Annotated in this window: 11 protein-coding genes; 3 read left to right on the top strand and 8 right to left on the bottom strand. The window is 66.4% G+C overall.

The genetic code is table 11. The features are described 5' to 3' along the window. Positions 1 to 83 precede the first annotated feature (83 nt). The gene (gene asnB / locus J7J08_RS02245; RefSeq protein ID WP_214901110.1) at positions 84 to 1,775 is read right to left on the bottom strand and encodes an asparagine synthase B; all 1,692 of its coding nucleotides are present in this window, start codon (positions 1,773 to 1,775) and stop codon (positions 84 to 86) included. A 329-nt stretch (positions 1,776 to 2,104) separates the two neighbouring features. On the opposite strand from asnB, the gene J7J08_RS02240 reads away from it, so the two are divergent. Next, on the top strand, positions 2,105 to 2,977 hold the full coding sequence (locus J7J08_RS02240) for a tetratricopeptide repeat protein (protein ID WP_214901109.1): 873 nt from the start codon (positions 2,105 to 2,107) through the stop codon (positions 2,975 to 2,977). 72 nt (positions 2,978 to 3,049) lie between these two features. After that, entirely contained in the window at positions 3,050 to 3,733 is a 684-nt protein-coding gene (locus J7J08_RS02235; RefSeq protein WP_214901107.1) for a pentapeptide repeat-containing protein, read from the top strand. 87 nt (positions 3,734 to 3,820) lie between these two features. Here the strand turns inward: J7J08_RS02235 and dapE are convergent, their stop codons facing one another. The 7 genes from dapE to map form a co-directional block, all read right to left on the bottom strand. Next, positions 3,821 to 4,948, bottom strand: coding sequence for a succinyl-diaminopimelate desuccinylase (dapE, locus tag J7J08_RS02230; RefSeq protein WP_214901105.1), 1,128 nt, complete (start codon positions 4,946 to 4,948; stop codon positions 3,821 to 3,823). Then, positions 4,945 to 5,307, bottom strand: coding sequence for an arsenate reductase (locus tag J7J08_RS02225; RefSeq protein WP_214901589.1), 363 nt, complete (start codon positions 5,305 to 5,307; stop codon positions 4,945 to 4,947). The genes dapE and J7J08_RS02225 overlap by 4 nt, the downstream gene beginning before the upstream one ends. Positions 5,308 to 5,405: 98 nt before the next feature. Next, positions 5,406 to 7,106: a hypothetical protein gene (locus J7J08_RS02220; RefSeq protein WP_214901103.1), complete on the bottom strand. Its 1,701-nt coding sequence runs from the start codon at positions 7,104 to 7,106 to the stop codon at positions 5,406 to 5,408. Between the two features lie 27 nt (positions 7,107 to 7,133). Then, positions 7,134 to 8,948, bottom strand: a complete 1,815-nt coding sequence (locus J7J08_RS02215) for a hypothetical protein (RefSeq protein ID WP_214901101.1) — start codon at positions 8,946 to 8,948, stop codon at positions 7,134 to 7,136. A 14-nt stretch (positions 8,949 to 8,962) separates the two neighbouring features. Continuing rightward, positions 8,963 to 9,979 carry a 2,3,4,5-tetrahydropyridine-2,6-dicarboxylate N-succinyltransferase gene (gene dapD / locus J7J08_RS02210; protein ID WP_214901099.1) on the bottom strand — a complete coding sequence of 339 codons (1,017 nt, stop codon included), beginning with the start codon at positions 9,977 to 9,979 and terminating at the stop codon, positions 8,963 to 8,965. Continuing rightward, positions 9,979 to 12,618 (bottom strand): [protein-PII] uridylyltransferase, encoded by a 2,640-nt coding sequence (locus J7J08_RS02205; RefSeq protein WP_214901097.1) that lies wholly within the window; start codon positions 12,616 to 12,618, stop codon positions 9,979 to 9,981. The genes dapD and J7J08_RS02205 overlap by 1 nt, the downstream gene beginning before the upstream one ends. Before the next feature lie 2 nt (positions 12,619 to 12,620). Then, positions 12,621 to 13,394, bottom strand: a complete 774-nt coding sequence (gene map / locus J7J08_RS02200; RefSeq protein WP_251006347.1) for a type I methionyl aminopeptidase — start codon at positions 13,392 to 13,394, stop codon at positions 12,621 to 12,623. Positions 13,395 to 13,791: 397 nt separating this feature from the next. Here map and rpsB point away from each other — a divergent pair, with 397 nt between their 5' ends. After that, positions 13,792 to 14,598 carry a 30S ribosomal protein S2 gene (gene rpsB / locus J7J08_RS02195; protein WP_214901093.1) on the top strand — a complete coding sequence of 269 codons (807 nt, stop codon included), beginning with the start codon at positions 13,792 to 13,794 and terminating at the stop codon, positions 14,596 to 14,598. Positions 14,599 to 14,613 lie beyond the last annotated feature (15 nt).

Below are 14,613 nucleotides of genomic sequence, written 5' to 3'. Positions count from 1 at the left end.
GGTAGCGCCGGCCGTTGGCCGGCCCCCATGAACGATGCAACGTCCGCCTGGGCCGGCCAACGGCCGGCGCTACCCGCGTTGGCCTAAGCCAACGCCTGCTCATGCACGCCGGCGACGGCGCGGCCGGAGGGGTCGGCCATGCTGGCGAAACTGGCGTCCCAGGCGATGGCGGCCGGCGAGGAACAGGCAATCGACTTGCCACCCGGCACGGTTTCGGCCGCGGCCTGGGTGGGGAAATACTGCTCGAACACGTGGCGGTAGAAGTAGGCTTCCTTGGTCTGCGGCGGGTTGTGCACGAAGCGCTTGTCCGCCGCAGCCATCACCCGGTCGCTGATCTGCGCTTCGGCATGGGCCTTGAGCCCATCGATCCAGCCATACCCCACGCCATCGCTGAACTGCTCCTTCTGCCGCCAGAGGATGGACTCGGGCAGGTAGCCTTCGAACGCTTCGCGCAGCACCGCCTTCTCGATTCGGCGCGTTCCATCGCCGCCCTGCCCGACCATCTTGTGGCGCGCATCGATGCGCATGGCCACGTCGAGGAATTCGCGGTCCAGGAACGGCACGCGCGGCTCCACGCCCCAGGCCATCATCGATTTGTTGGCGCGCAGGCAGTCGTAATTGTTGAGCGCATCCAGCTTGCGCACCAGCTCTTCGTGGAATTCACGGGCGTTGGGTGCCTTGTGGAAGTACAGGTAGCCGCCGAAGATCTCGTCGCTGCCCTCGCCCGAGAGCACCATCTTCACCCCCATTGCCTTGATCCGCCGCGCCAGCAGGAACATCGGCGTGGAGGCGCGGATGGTGGTGACGTCGTAGGTTTCCACGTGGCGGATCACGTCGGGCAGTGCATCCAACCCCTCCTCGAAGGTGTACTCGAAGCCGTGGTGGACGGTGCCGAGTGCTTCGGCGGCGATGGCAGCGGCGGCCAGGTCGGGCGAACCCTTCAGGCCGATCGCGAACGAGTGCAGGCGCGGCCACCAGGCTTCGCTCTGGTCGCCGTCTTCGATGCGGTGGCGCGCATAGCGCGCGGCCACGGCAGCAACGAGCGAGGAGTCGAGGCCACCGGAAAGCAGTACGCCGTACGGCACGTCGGTCATCAGCTGGCGGTGCACGGCGCGCTCGAATGCTTCACGCAGCGCGACGCGGTCGGCCTCGACGCCTTCCACGGCGTCGTACTCGCGCCACGGGCGCTCGTAATAGCGGGTGAGCGTGTCGGTGGCGCTGTCGTACCAGTGGCCCGGCGGGAACTGCGCGGCGTCGGCGCAGGTGTCCACCAGCGACTTCAGTTCCGAGGCGACCCGCAGGCGGCCGTCCTTGTCGTGGCCCCAGTACAACGGTACCACCCCGATCGGATCACGCGCGATCAGCACGCGCTTCTGGGTCCTGTCCCACAGCGCGAACGCGAAAATGCCGTTGAGGCGGTTCAGGTACGACGCCGGGGTGTCCTGCTGGTACAGCGCGTTGATCACCTCGCAGTCCGAGCCGGTCTGGAAGGCATACGGCTGGGTCAGTTCGGCCTTGAGCTCGCGGTGGTTGTAGATCTCGCCGTTGACCGCCAGGGCCAGGCTGCCGTCGTCGGACAGCAGCGGCTGCGAGCCGCCAGCCGGGTCGACGATGGCCAGCCGCTCATGGACCAGGATGGCGCCGTCGTCGACGTATACCCCGCTCCAGTCCGGGCCGCGATGGCGCTGGCGCTGCGACAGGTCCAGCGCGTGGCGGCGCAGCGCGGTGAGGTCATCGCCGGCCTGCAGGCCGAACATTCCGAAGATCGAACACATGGGAACAGCTCCTGATGATGGGGGAATACACGTAATGCCTGCATTCGACCGGCCAGAAAACAAAAAACCCGCATCGGCCGATGCGGGTTTTCTGGGGTCCGGGCGTATGTTGCTTGTTCTAGCCCTGGTCGCAGTCCCGCGTTGGCCGCGCACGATTGTTCGCGCGCAGATTATTGCGGTTGGTATTGTTGACGGCGGTGGCCAGGAGCGTGGACATGGACCGACCGTACCGCCGTTTTGGCCGTGGCGCAACTGTTGCGGGCGCAACCGATTCAGCCCGTGACGTGCCCCGTCCCGGATAATCCACGCCTGCCTTCTGGAACTCACGGATGAATCCCCGCCGTTTCCGCCTGTCGCTTTCCGCGCTGGCGCTGCTGGCGCTGGCCGCCTGCACCACCGCCCCCAACCGCCCCACCAGCGATACCGAAGTAAAGTGGCTTACCGCCGCCGAGCGCGGCGACATCGAGGGCATGGTGGATCTGGCCGAACTCTATGAACGCTGGAACGACCGCCGGGCGCTGGACTGGTACGAGCGCGCTGGGGCCGCCACGCCCTGGAGTTTCCGCAATACCATTGCGGAAGAAGCACTCGGGCGGATCTGGGCCAGCGGCGCGATGTACACCGGCCATCGCCCTGAACACACGCCGCCCCCGGCGCTGCGCGCGTCGCCGCGCAAGGCCGAACGGTGGTTCCGCGCCGCGGCCGATCACGGCAGTCCGGGCGCGATGCTGTCGCTTGCCAAGTTCGAGCGCGAACGTGGCCACGCGGCCGACGCACTGCGCTGGGACCTGCGTGCCACGGTGTACCAGCGCTATTCGACGGGCAGTTCAGGACTGCCCGCCGCGATTGCACCGCAGGCCGGTGCACTGCACCCGCTGGTGGTCGACATCCAGCGGCGCGCTGCGCGCGGCGATGCACAGGCCCAGGTGGACCTGGGCGCGCTTTACGAAAAGGGCATGGGTTTGGGCATCGACCGCGACCCTGCGATGGCGCTGCAGTGGTATCGCAAGGCGGCCCTGCAGGGCAACGTGTTCGGCCAGTACTTCACGGGCCTGATCCTGGGCCGCGCGCCCCCCGGAGTACCGCGCGATGAAAAGGCGGCCGCAGGATGGTTTGCCAAGGCCGAGGCGCAGAAGTTCTTCCTTGCCGGCGAATCGTATTGGCGCAAGGGCATCCAACCAGCGTTCTGGACGTTTGATTGAAAGACGCAGTACACACTCGCCGCGCACCTTCAAGTCTGCCGGTAGGCGTTCGCTTGGACCAGAATGGACGACATGAGTACCGCCACGTTCCGCGATGAAGCCCTCTCCCGCGCCCGCATGCAGGCCATCATCGCCGCGCATCCGCGCGCGGCCGTGTTCGAGGACTGCACCTTCGACAATGCCGATTTCTCTCGGTTGGACATGGACGGTTTCCAGTTCATCCGCTGCTCGGTGGCGGGTACGTCCTGGCTGGCCGCTTCACTGGAGGAAAGCCGCTGGAGCAAATGCCGGGGCAGCCAGTGCGATTTCAGCTCGGCGCTGCTCAGCGATGCGGTGTTCTCGCACTGCGATCTGAACAACAGCCACTGGCGCCGCGCCACGCTGTCATCGGTACGGTTCGAGGATTGCAAGCTGACCGGCGCACACCTGCAGGAAGTGACCGGCTGGGCGTTGGAGTTCCGCGATTGCCTGCTGGTCAGCGCGGACGTGCGCGGGTTGTCGTTCCGCAAGGCCACGCTGCAGGGGATGGATCTTTCCGATGCGGAGCTGTCCGGCTGCGACTTCCGCGATGCTGTGTTCGAAGGCGGCAGCCTGCGCAATGCGCACACCCGGCTGACCCGGTTCGAGGGCGCGGACCTGCGGGGCACCGACATCAGCGGGTTGAACGTGATGGATGCCAAGAACTTCAGGAAGGCGGTGATTTCGCAGCAGCAGGCAGCAGCGGCGTTGGCTGCATTCGGGTTGATCGTGGCCTGAAGCCAAGGACCGACCAACGGTCGGCCCCTACCAGGCGCGGTGTGGGTCGGCCCGCGAACGGGAACCGACCGTTGGTCGGTTCTCGCGTCAGGCCAACAACCGCTCGATCAGGCGCTGGTACAGGGCCGGCAACGCTTCGAGATCGGCGACCGACACATTCTCATTCACCTGGTGGATGCTGGCGTTGACCGGCCCCACTTCGATGCACTGCGCGCCCAGCGGTGCGATGAAGCGTGCGTCCGAGGTACCGCCACCGGTGCTCTCTTCCGGCGCGGCACCGGCGAATTCGCCCAGCACCTCGCGCGCCACCTGGCGCAGGGTGCCTTCCGGGGTGTAGAACGGCTCGCCGCTGCGATGCCACTTCAGGCGGTACTCCAGCCCGTGGCGATCCAGCAACGCGCTGATCTCCTGTTCGAGTTTCGGCGCATTCCAGTGCGGGTTGTAGCGCAGGTTGAACAGCACCTGCAGCTCACCGGGAATGACATTGTTGGCACCGGTACCGGCATGAATGTTGGACACCTGCAGGCTGGTCGGCGGGAAGCTTTCGAAGCCATCGTCCCAGTGCCGCGCGGTCAGTTCGGCCAGCGCCGCAGCGGCCAGGTGGATCGGGTTGCGCGCCTTGTGCGGGTACGCCACGTGGCCCTGCACGCCCTGCACGATCAGCGTGCCCGACAGGCTGCCACGGCGGCCGACCCGCAGCAGGTCGCCCAGTACGGCGGTGGACGACGGCTCGCCGGTGATGCACCAGTCGATCGTCTGGCCGCGCCCGCGAAAGATGTCCGCGACCCGGCGCACGCCGTCGATGGCATCGCCTTCTTCATCGCTGGTCAGCAGCACAGCCAGCGTACCCGGGTGGTTCGGATGGGCGGCCACGAACTGCTCGGCGGCCACCACGAATGCGGCCACGCTGCCCTTCATGTCCGCCGCGCCGCGCCCGTACAGCACGCCGTCACGGATCTGCGGGTCGAACGGCGCACTGGTCCAGGCCTCGACCGGGCCACTGGGCACCACGTCGGTGTGACCCAGCAGCATCAGCACCGGTGCGCCCTGACCGTGTGTTGCCCACAGGTTGTCGACCTCGCCCAGCCGAAGGTGTTCGCAGGTAAAGCCCGCCTGTTGCAGGCGCCCGGCCAACAGCGCCTGGCAGCCGGCATCATCGGGGGTGACCGACGGGCGGGCGATCAGGTCGCAGGTCAATGCCAGCACATCGTTCACGCGCCTGCTCCGAACCGCTGCTTGAATCCATTGTCGGAAAAGCCCTGGCTCATCACACCGTCGGCGGTCACCACCACCGGCCGCTTGATCAGCTGCGGGTACTCGCGCAGCAGCAGCTTCCATTCCGCATCGGACGCAGCAACCTTCCGGTTCCCGGGCAGCTGCCGCCAGGTCGTGGAGGCACGATTCACCAGCGCCGGAAAACCACCGGCCTGCGCGGCCCAGTCCAGCAGGGTTTCCGGGCTGGGTTTGTGCTCGCGGTAGTCGACGAAGGTGTACGGCACCTGGAAGCGGTCCAGCCACTTGCTGGCCTTCTTGCAGGTATCGCAGTTCTTGAGTCCGTAAAGGGTGGTGGTCATCGCTGACAGGTACTCGTACTGGGGTTCAACGGGCATGCGTTGGTGTCTGCGAGTATAGCCCTACGCCGCGCAGCCCCTCCCGCGGACACCCCGTTCAATCACGATGCGGCCGCTTTCGCGTCGTGGTCAATGAGCTCCTTCAGCAGCATCCGCTGCCAGGAGGACAGTCCGGATTCGAATAGCACACCGGTGCCCAGCATCGGGACGCCGTTGGCGTCGACCAGCAGCGCCAGCTGCGCGGACAGGAAGCTGCGCATGCTCGACAGCTGCCAGGCATACCGGGGCAGGTCCCATGGGTCGGCCGCATGCAGGCGCATGCACACCCCGTCCATGTCCAGCAGCATCTGCACGCGCAACGACGTGTTCAATGGGGTACTTCCGGCCTCAATCGACGTGATCAATGCGTTGGTGGCAACAATGGCCTCGTCGCGGTCGAAGTTGTCCGCGTTGTGGTCCAGCCGCCATAGCGCCCCGGCCGCCTGGCTGAAGCGGGCCAGCGCGGTCGGCGGTTCCAGCGCGGCAACGTCCCGCGACAGTGGGCGCAGCAGCGATACGGTGCTGGCAAGCGGATCCAGCAGGCCCGCCGCCCGTCGCGCCACCTCGGCGAACGCCCGGCCATCATGCGGGTTGTCGGCCAACGGGCCGCGCGCCGCCTCCTGCAGGCCAAAGCGGACCTGTACCCATTCCGCTTGCCGGGTCAGCCAGCAACCATAGTAATGGCTGCTGTAGGTCAGGTAATCCTTGAGCTGCTTTTCCAACGGCATGCCGTGGTACTCGCTTTGACGCTGATCCCACTCGCCACGCCAGGGCTGCCGGGCCTCTTCAAGGATCGGTTTGATCACGCGCGCCACAGTGAACTGCTGCGCATCGGCCGGCATGATCCGGCCGCGCCGTGTGTTCAACAGGGCAAGGCGGCGCAGGTACTGCACGCCATACTTGGACACCAGCGCCAAGGTGCGGGTCTCCCACGTCGTCACCAGGTCCGGCTGCGCCTCCATCAGCGTCTGCAGTGTCGTGAGCAGCGCGTCGGCGGCGGGTCGGGGGATGGGCAGGCCATGCGGGCGGGTCAATTGATGTTCGGATGCGCGCAGGGTGCTGACCAGTCCGAGCGCCAGCGTTGCCGCCTCGACGGTATGCAGCGGCTGCTGGCGCAGCGCAGCCTCGAAGATCGGCGCCAGGTGGTCGGTAATCGCCTTGCTGCTGACACGTTGCAGCGGGGGGTAATTGATCAGCTCACCGAGGTGAAACATGATCACGCTGGCATTTTCCAGGGTAAACGCCTCGCGTGCGGCAAGCACGTCGGCACAGCGATGCGTGGCGCGGATCAGCCGGTGGCTGTCGCAGGCCAGTTCGCCGCTGCGGCGCACCAGCTGGCACAGGATGTTGAGCGCTTTGCCCAGGCAGATGTTGGAGATACTCTGCTCGTCGGCGGTATCGCCGAAGCCGATGCTGCCCACCAGAACACGGCTGAGCGCGTCCAGATCGGCGTTGATCGTGGAGAAATCGCCCTGCCTGACGATGTTCCGGAACAACGCCAGGATGATCCGGTCGGCCTCGGTCGTCCGCCCGCTGCTCTCAGTCAATGACGCATTCGACGCGAGGCCGGGCCACGACGCGTTGAAGACCTCGGCCGGCACCGGCGCGCCAGCCGTCTGGCACATCGGGGATTCAACAACGGCAGGCGACTGCACCTGGCCGGCAGCATGTGTGATGACCGAAACAGCATTGACGTTCTCCACGGCGCGTCCTGTTGTGTGTGTAAGGCGGCAGCATAGCGATGCCTGCAGGCCACGCCGCATGGGAATCGGCCAGGTTGTGACAGCGTTCTAACTCTCACCTGCACCGCTGTTGAGTATGACCAGCAGGGACCTCTGCCAGGAAGAAAGCCCGGGGGTGGCCGGCAGATCGGCCGCCATCAGTGGTTTCCCATTGGAACCCACCACCTGGGCCAGCTGCGCGGCCAGGAAACCGCGCATGCTGCTCAGCTGCCACGCATACTCCGATGCCTGGGGGGGTGCGGCAACCAGACGCTGGCATACCGCATCCATGTTCAGCAGCATCTGCACCCGCTGCGCCTGGGTCAGTGCGGTCCTGCCGCTTTCAAGGGATGCCACCAATGCATTTGCCGCCGCAATGGCATCCTCGCGGTCAAAGCGATCGGCCGCCTCGCCCTGCCGCACCAGCGCATCTGCCACCTCGTTGAAGCGCGCCAGATCCAGTTGCGGCAGCGACAAAGGCTCCGCCGCCATCGCAACGTCTTCGGCAACTGCACTGTCAGGCAATGCAGGGACATCCATCACCGACGTCTCCGTGGTCGGGACGTCCATACCCAGGCGCGCGACCTGGGCAAAACCGCGTTCGTCACGAGGGTTGTCCGGCAGCGGCCCACGAGGAGGTTCGGCCAGTTCAAAGCGCGCCCGGATATGTTCCGGTTGTCCGGCCAGCCAACGGCAGTAGTAGCGCGTGGCATAGGCGAGGTAGTCCCGGATCTCCTTGGCGTGCGACAGACTGCGATATGCGCTGTTGCGGTGATCCCATACCCCACGTTCTGGCCGCCGGGCTTCCTCGATCACAGGTTTGAGCAGCCGCGCAGCATTGAGTTGCATCGGGAGGGTGGCGTTCTTCAACGTCCACCGCCTGTCCATGGCCGATACGCGACTCAGGTACTGCACGCCATATTTGGCCACCAACGCAAGCGTCTTGCTCGCCCAGTTCGCCAAAAGGACAGGCCGCACGTCGAGCACCGCAAACAATGAAATGAGCAACACATCAGGTGCAAGCCGTGGCACCGTTCCGCCCCGGTAGGCATACAGCTCGATTTCCGATGCCCGCAGTGCGCCAACCAGTCCCAACGCCACAATGGGACAACCGCTTGCCTGCAGCGGTGCTTCCTCCAGCATCTGGTGGAGGCGCCCGACCAACGACCGACAGATCACTCCGCCGCTGGCCTGGGCAACCGGCGCGTAATTGATCAGCCCTCCCAGGTGGAACATGATCACACTGAGGTTCTCGATCGTGAATTCATCGCGCGCCGTGAGCACCTCCAGGCACCAGTTCACCGCCCGCTTCAGCAGGGTGCCATCGCACGGCAACCCACTGCCATCGCCCACCACGCTGGACAGAATGTGCAGGGCCTTGCCGACATACACGTTGGAAATGCGCTGGTCCGACGCAAGGTCGCCGACACTGGCCGACCCGGCCAATGTCCGGCAAAGCTGCCCCAGGTCAACATTGAGCGTGGACAGATGGCCACGTTTGACGATCTTGACGTAGAGGTACCCTACCCTGGTGTCAGCCAGGGTCTCCTGTACGCAGTTCTCGTGGACCGGGACCACCGGCATGCCGGCCAGGCCCCCGGCATTGGCGATGCCCAGCAGCTCCGAGGCCAGCACACGGCCATCGATCTGCGGGTCGGGCGGCAACCGTGGCAGTGCCGTTCGGGTACGCAGCGCACGGCCGCCGGTCGGTACCGTGCCCACACTGATGTTGTCCATGCCATGCCCTCTCATCAGGGCATGCCGACGCCCGCGCGCAGAGCATAGCGACCCGGCGCGGAATGACGCCGGTACATGTTCCAAGCTGTGACCGCCTTGGCGAACGCCAGGCGTCGAACGTGCCGGTCGCGACAGCGACAGCGGCACGGGCTTCCCTCGCGTCAGTCGGCCAGGCCGCGCAGCAGGTCGTTGACGCTGGTCTTGCTGCGGGTCTTGGCGTCGACCTGCTTGACGATCACCGCGCAGTACAGCGAGTGCGAGCCGTCCTTGGACGGCAGCTGGCCCGACACCACCACGCTGTACGGCGGCACCGAACCGTAGCTGATCTCGCCGGTGGCGCGGTTGTACACGCGGGTACTCTGGCCAAGGAACACGCCCATGCCGATCACGCTGTGGTGGCCGACCACGAAGCCTTCCACCACTTCCGAACGGGCACCGATGAAGCAATGGTCTTCGATGATGGTCGGGCTGGCCTGCAGCGGCTCGAGCACGCCGCCGATGCCGGCGCCGCCGGACAGGTGGCAGTGCTTGCCGATCTGCGCGCACGAGCCCACCGTGGCCCAGGTATCGACCATGGTGCCTTCGCCGACGTAGGCGCCGATGTTGGTGAAACTGGGCATCAGCACCACGTCCTTGCCGAAGTAGCTGCCGCGGCGCGCGATCGCACCGGGCACTACGCGTACGCCGGCACGGCGGAACTTCGCCTCATCGAAGCCGGCGAAGCGCGACTCCACTTTGTCCCAGAACGGCGCCGGGCGCGCATCCACCACGGCCATGTCGTTGACGCGGAAGTACAGCAGCACCGCCTTCTTCAGCCACTCGTTGACCTTCCAGCCACCGTGGCCGTCGGGCTCGGCCACGCGGAATTCACCGGTTTCCAGCCCGTCGATGACGCGGCCGACCAGCGGCTTGGTCGAGCCTTCGATTTCATGCAGGGTCAGCGTGGCGCGGCGTTCGAAGGCGCTTTCAATGCCGAACTTGAGTTCTTCCACGCCCGGGCTGGCCGGCTTGCGCAGCGACTTGCGCGCGATGTTCTCGGCGCGTTTGGCGGCCGTTTCGGCAGCGCTGCTGGCCGCGGTCTTCTTGACCGGCGCCTTCTTCACGGCCGGCGCAGCGGCAGCGGTCTTCTTGGCCGCCGCGGTCTTGGCGGCAGTCTTCTTGGCAGGCTTGGTGGCCATCAGTGGGGGTCTCCGGCGTTTCGATCAGGGTCCAGGCAGCGCAGCATGGCGTCATGCAGCTGCTGCCGGGCGATTTCGGTCAGGGGGTGGTCGTGTTCATCGCTGATCACGAACATGTCTTCGGCGCGTTCGCCGAAGGTGGCAATGCGCGCGTCGTGCACGCGCAGGCCCTGGTTGCGCAGCACGAAGGCGACATCGGCCAGCAGCCCGGGGCGGTCGGGCGCGACCAGGCTGAAGCGGGTGCCGCCGGTATCGTTGTCGTTGGCATCGCGGAATTCGATGCGCGGTGCGAAGCGGAAATGCCGCAACTGGCGCGGCACCACCCGCCGCGACGGACGCAGCTTGGCCAGATCCCCGGCCAGGGCGTCGCGCAGCGCCGCTTCCAGCCGCGGCGCATCACCGTCGGCGAAGCTGTCGGCCGGGGTCACTTCGAAGGTATCGAAGATGGTGTCGACCGGGCCATCCAGCACGCGCGCGCGATGGATGCCGTAGCCCTTGCGGTCCAGGGTCATCACGATCGCGGCGAACAGGCCGTCACGGTCGGGCGAATGCACAAACACCTCCAGCGCATCGTCGTCGGTGGTGATCCGGCGCACCTTGACCAGGGTCTGGCCCTGCTTGACCGGTACCAGCGCGGCCGCCTGCCAGGCCAACTGTTCCGGGCGCAGCCGGATGAAGCTCTCATCCGGCATCACGGTGAACTGGCGGTCGATGGTGGCATCGTCGTAGCCACGCTCGCGCACCAGCGCGCGCACGCTCTCGCGCGCCTCGAGCACGCGTTCGGCGGCCGGCATCTGGTTTTCCAGGCCATCGCGCAGCGCGCGGCGCGCGGCGAAATAGAGGTCGGCCAGCAACCGGTCTTTCCACGCATTCCACAGCTTCGGGCTGGTCCCGGCAATGTCGGCACAGGTCAGCAGATAAAGATAGTCGAGCCGGTCGCGGCTGGTCACCAGCGTGGCGAAGCGATGGATCACGTCCGGATCGGAGATGTCCTGTTTCTGCGCGGTGACCGACATGCGCAGGTGCTGTTCGACCAGCCAGGCCACCAGGTCGGTATCGGAGCTGCTCAGCGCATGCGCCTGGCAGAAGTCGCGCGCGTCGACCGCGCCGAGTTCGGAATGGTCGCCACCGCGGCCCTTGGCGATGTCATGGAACAGCCCGGCCAGCAGCAGCAGTTCCGGTTTGCGCAGGCGCGGCCAGACTTCATGGGCGATGGAGAACCGTTCGTCGGCGCGGCTGCTGGCGAACAGGCCGATGTTGCGCAATACCATCAGCGTGTGCTGGTCGACGGTGTACACATGGAACAGGTCGAACTGCATGCGCCCGGACACCTGCGCGAAGGCGGGAATCCATTGCCCCAGCACGCCCAGCCGGGCCATGCGCGCCAGCGTATCGACCGCGCGCGGGCTGCGCAGCAGGGTCATGAACTGTTCGCGCGCCGCAGCGCTTGCCTCGGTATACGCCGGCAGCTCGACCAGCGCTTCGGCCAGTGCCCGCGCGGTGAGCGAATGCAGGCCACGCACGTCGGGGTTGTAGGCCCAGCTGGCGAACAGCGCGAACACCTGCTGGATATCGCCCTGCGGCCATTGCGGATCATTGGCGGCCAGGTAGCCGCGACGCAGCGAGAAGCCCACGCTGACCGGTTCGGGCACGGCCTCGCCATCGAACTGCTCTTCGAAACGCTGCAGCAGGCGGTCGCTGATCCGGCGCACCACCGTGGCGCTGCGGTAAAAGCCCTGCATCATCTTTTCGACGGCCAGGCTCTCCACGTCGTCGGCAAAGCCGAGACGTGCCGCCAGGGTCTTCTGGTAATCGAAGCGCAGCCGCTCTTCCGGGCGGTTGGCCACCAGGTGCAGGCCGAACCGCAGCTGCGCCAACGCGCAGCGTTCACGGCGCAGGGCGGCGGCTTCATCGGGCCCCAGATGCCCCAGCCCGACCAGAGCTTCCAGCTCGCGTACGCCGAACGCGCGCAATGCCATCCAGCCCAGGGTGTTGAGATCGCGCAACCCGCCCGGGCCATCCTTGATGTCCGGTTCGAGGTTGTCGGCGGTGTCGCCGAAGCGCTGGTGGCGTGCCAGCAGTTCCTCGCGCTTGGCCAGGAAGAATTCGCGCGGCGGCCACAGGCCGTCGCGGTTGACGGCCTGCTTCAACGACTGTCGTGCTGCATCGTCGGCCACCAGCGGCCGCGATTCGATCAGGGCGGTCAGCACGGTCTGGTCGGCGCTGGCCTGAACGCATTCCTGTGCCGAGCGCACCGCGTGGCTGACCGGCAGGCCGCAATCCCACAGCAATGCAAACAGCCGAGCCAATGCAGCTTCATGGCGACGCTGTGCCTCGGACGAGCCAAGCACCAGCAGGTCGATGTCCGAGCGTGGGAACAGCTCGCCGCGCCCGTAACCACCCACGGCAAACAGCGCCAGCCCGGCATCGGCCGGCACGCAGCGCTGCCAGGCCAGCCGGATCAGGTGATCGGCAGCGCGGGCGCGCAGCGCCAGCAACCGCTCGATGTTGTCGTTCTGGTCGAAGCGCCGGTACAGGCGCGCATCGGCCTGCTGCAGGGTCTGGCGAGCCTCCGCCGCCCACTCCGGGTCGGCGACGGCGTCGGCCGGCGCGTCCAGGGCTGGGCTCGCCGGCAGCATGCTCAGACCTGCGATTCGCCGGGCGAGAGGGTCAGCACGTCAACGCCGGTCTCGGTGACTGCGATCATGTGCTCCCACTGCGCCGACAGCTTGCGGTCCTTGGTGACCACGGTCCAGCCATCGGGAAGGACCTTGTTGTAGCGGGTACCCTCGTTGATCATCGGCTCGATGGTGAAGGTCATGCCCGGCTGCAGCACCAGGCCCTGGCCCGGACGCCCGTAGTGCACCACCTGCGGTTCGTCGTGGTAGACCTTGCCGATGCCATGCCCGCAGTACTCGCGGACCACGCTGAAGCGCTCGCCTTCGGCCAGCGACTGGATCGCGTGGCCGATGTCGCCCAGCGTGGCGCCCGGCTTCACCGCGCGGATGCCGGCCCACATCGCCTGGTAGGTGGTATCGACCAGGCGCTTGGCCATCGTCGACGGCGTGCCGGCGAAATACATGCGGCTGGTATCGCCGTGCCAGCCGTCCTTGATCACGGTGACATCGATGTTGACGATGTCGCCGTCCTTCAGGACCTTGGCTTCGCTGGGGATGCCATGGCAGATGACGTTGTTGACCGACGTGCAGACCGTCTTCGGGAAGCCACGGTAGCCGACGTTGGCCGGCGTGGCCTTCTGCACGTTGATGATGTGGTCGTGGCAGATGCGGTCCAGCTCTTCGGTCGTCACGCCCGGCTTGACGTACGGGGTGACGATGTCGAGCACTTCGCTGGCCAGGCGGCCGGCGATGCGCATCAGTTCGATTTCCTCGGGAGTTTTCAGATTCACGCTCATGGGACCCATTATCGCCGATCCGGGGCCATACTGAACGGGAATGGCCGGAACACTGACAGCGCAGGTTCGGCCTGCCGATGGCCGCAGCCACCCGGCCCCGACCCCGGCTACCAGACGGCTGCGGCCCCCATGGCACCCCATCCCGTCCGGCCAATTGCGCCGGACGCCCCGCCCGGGCTATAATCGACCGGATTTCCTCGCACCCTGTACGCCAGGAAGCTCGTCAACACCGGACGTCACCGGTGAATCCACACCTGCCGCCCATATCCGTGCCGGGGTGCTCCGCGAGGAGTTCGGACACGGAAGCGACAGGGAAGCCAAACCCCGGAACCCCCGCCTCACGGCGGACCGCCCTTCTATTACCCGTGGCGGCCGGTTCCCTATCAGGAGTATTGCAATGCCCCAGGTCACCATGCGTCAGATGCTGGAAGCCGGCGTCCATTTCGGCCACCAGACCCGTTACTGGAACCCCAAGATGGGCCAGTACATCTTCGGCGCCCGCGGCAAGATCCACATCATCAACCTGGAAAAGACCGTCCCGCTCTTCAATGACGCGATGAACTTCATTTCCAGCATCGCGCAGAAGCGCGGCACCATCCTGTTCCTGGGCACCAAGCGCAGCGCCCGCGAGTCGATCCGCGAAGAAGCCGAGCGTTGCGGCATGCCGTTCATGAACCAGCGTTGGCTGGGCGGCACCCTGACCAACTTCCGTACCGTCAAGCAATCGGTTGCCCGCCTGAAGGAACTGGAAGCCGGCGAAACCGACGGCACCTTCGACAAGCTGGTCAAGCACGAAGTGCTGGGCCTGCGTCGTGAGCGCGACAAGCTGGAAGCCTCGCTGGGCGGCATCAAGGACATGAACCGCCTGCCGGACGCGATCTTCGTCATCGACATCGGCCATGAAGACATCGCCATCAAGGAAGCCAAGAAGCTCGGCATCCCGGTGATCGCGGTCGTCGACACCAACTACAATCCGGAACTGGTCGACTACGCGATCCCGGGCAACGACGACGCCATCCGTGCCGTGCAGCTGTACGCCCGCGCTGCGGCCGACGCCGTGCTGGAAGGCAAGGCTGCTGCTCCGCACGCTGCCACCGTCCGTGAAGAAGAGTTCGCCGAAGCTCCGGCTGCCGAAGAAGCCAAGCCGGCCCGCCGCGCTCCGGCCAAGAAGGCTGCTGCCGACAAGGGCGAAGCCCAGGCCTGATCCAGGCCCGCGGCG

The sequence above is a fragment of the Stenotrophomonas sp. ISL-67 genome, assembly GCF_018612915.1.
Taxonomy (GTDB): Bacteria; Pseudomonadota; Gammaproteobacteria; order Xanthomonadales; family Xanthomonadaceae; genus Stenotrophomonas.
The sequence above is the reverse complement of the archived record's forward strand: the minus strand, read 5'-3'. Positions and strand labels throughout refer to the sequence as shown.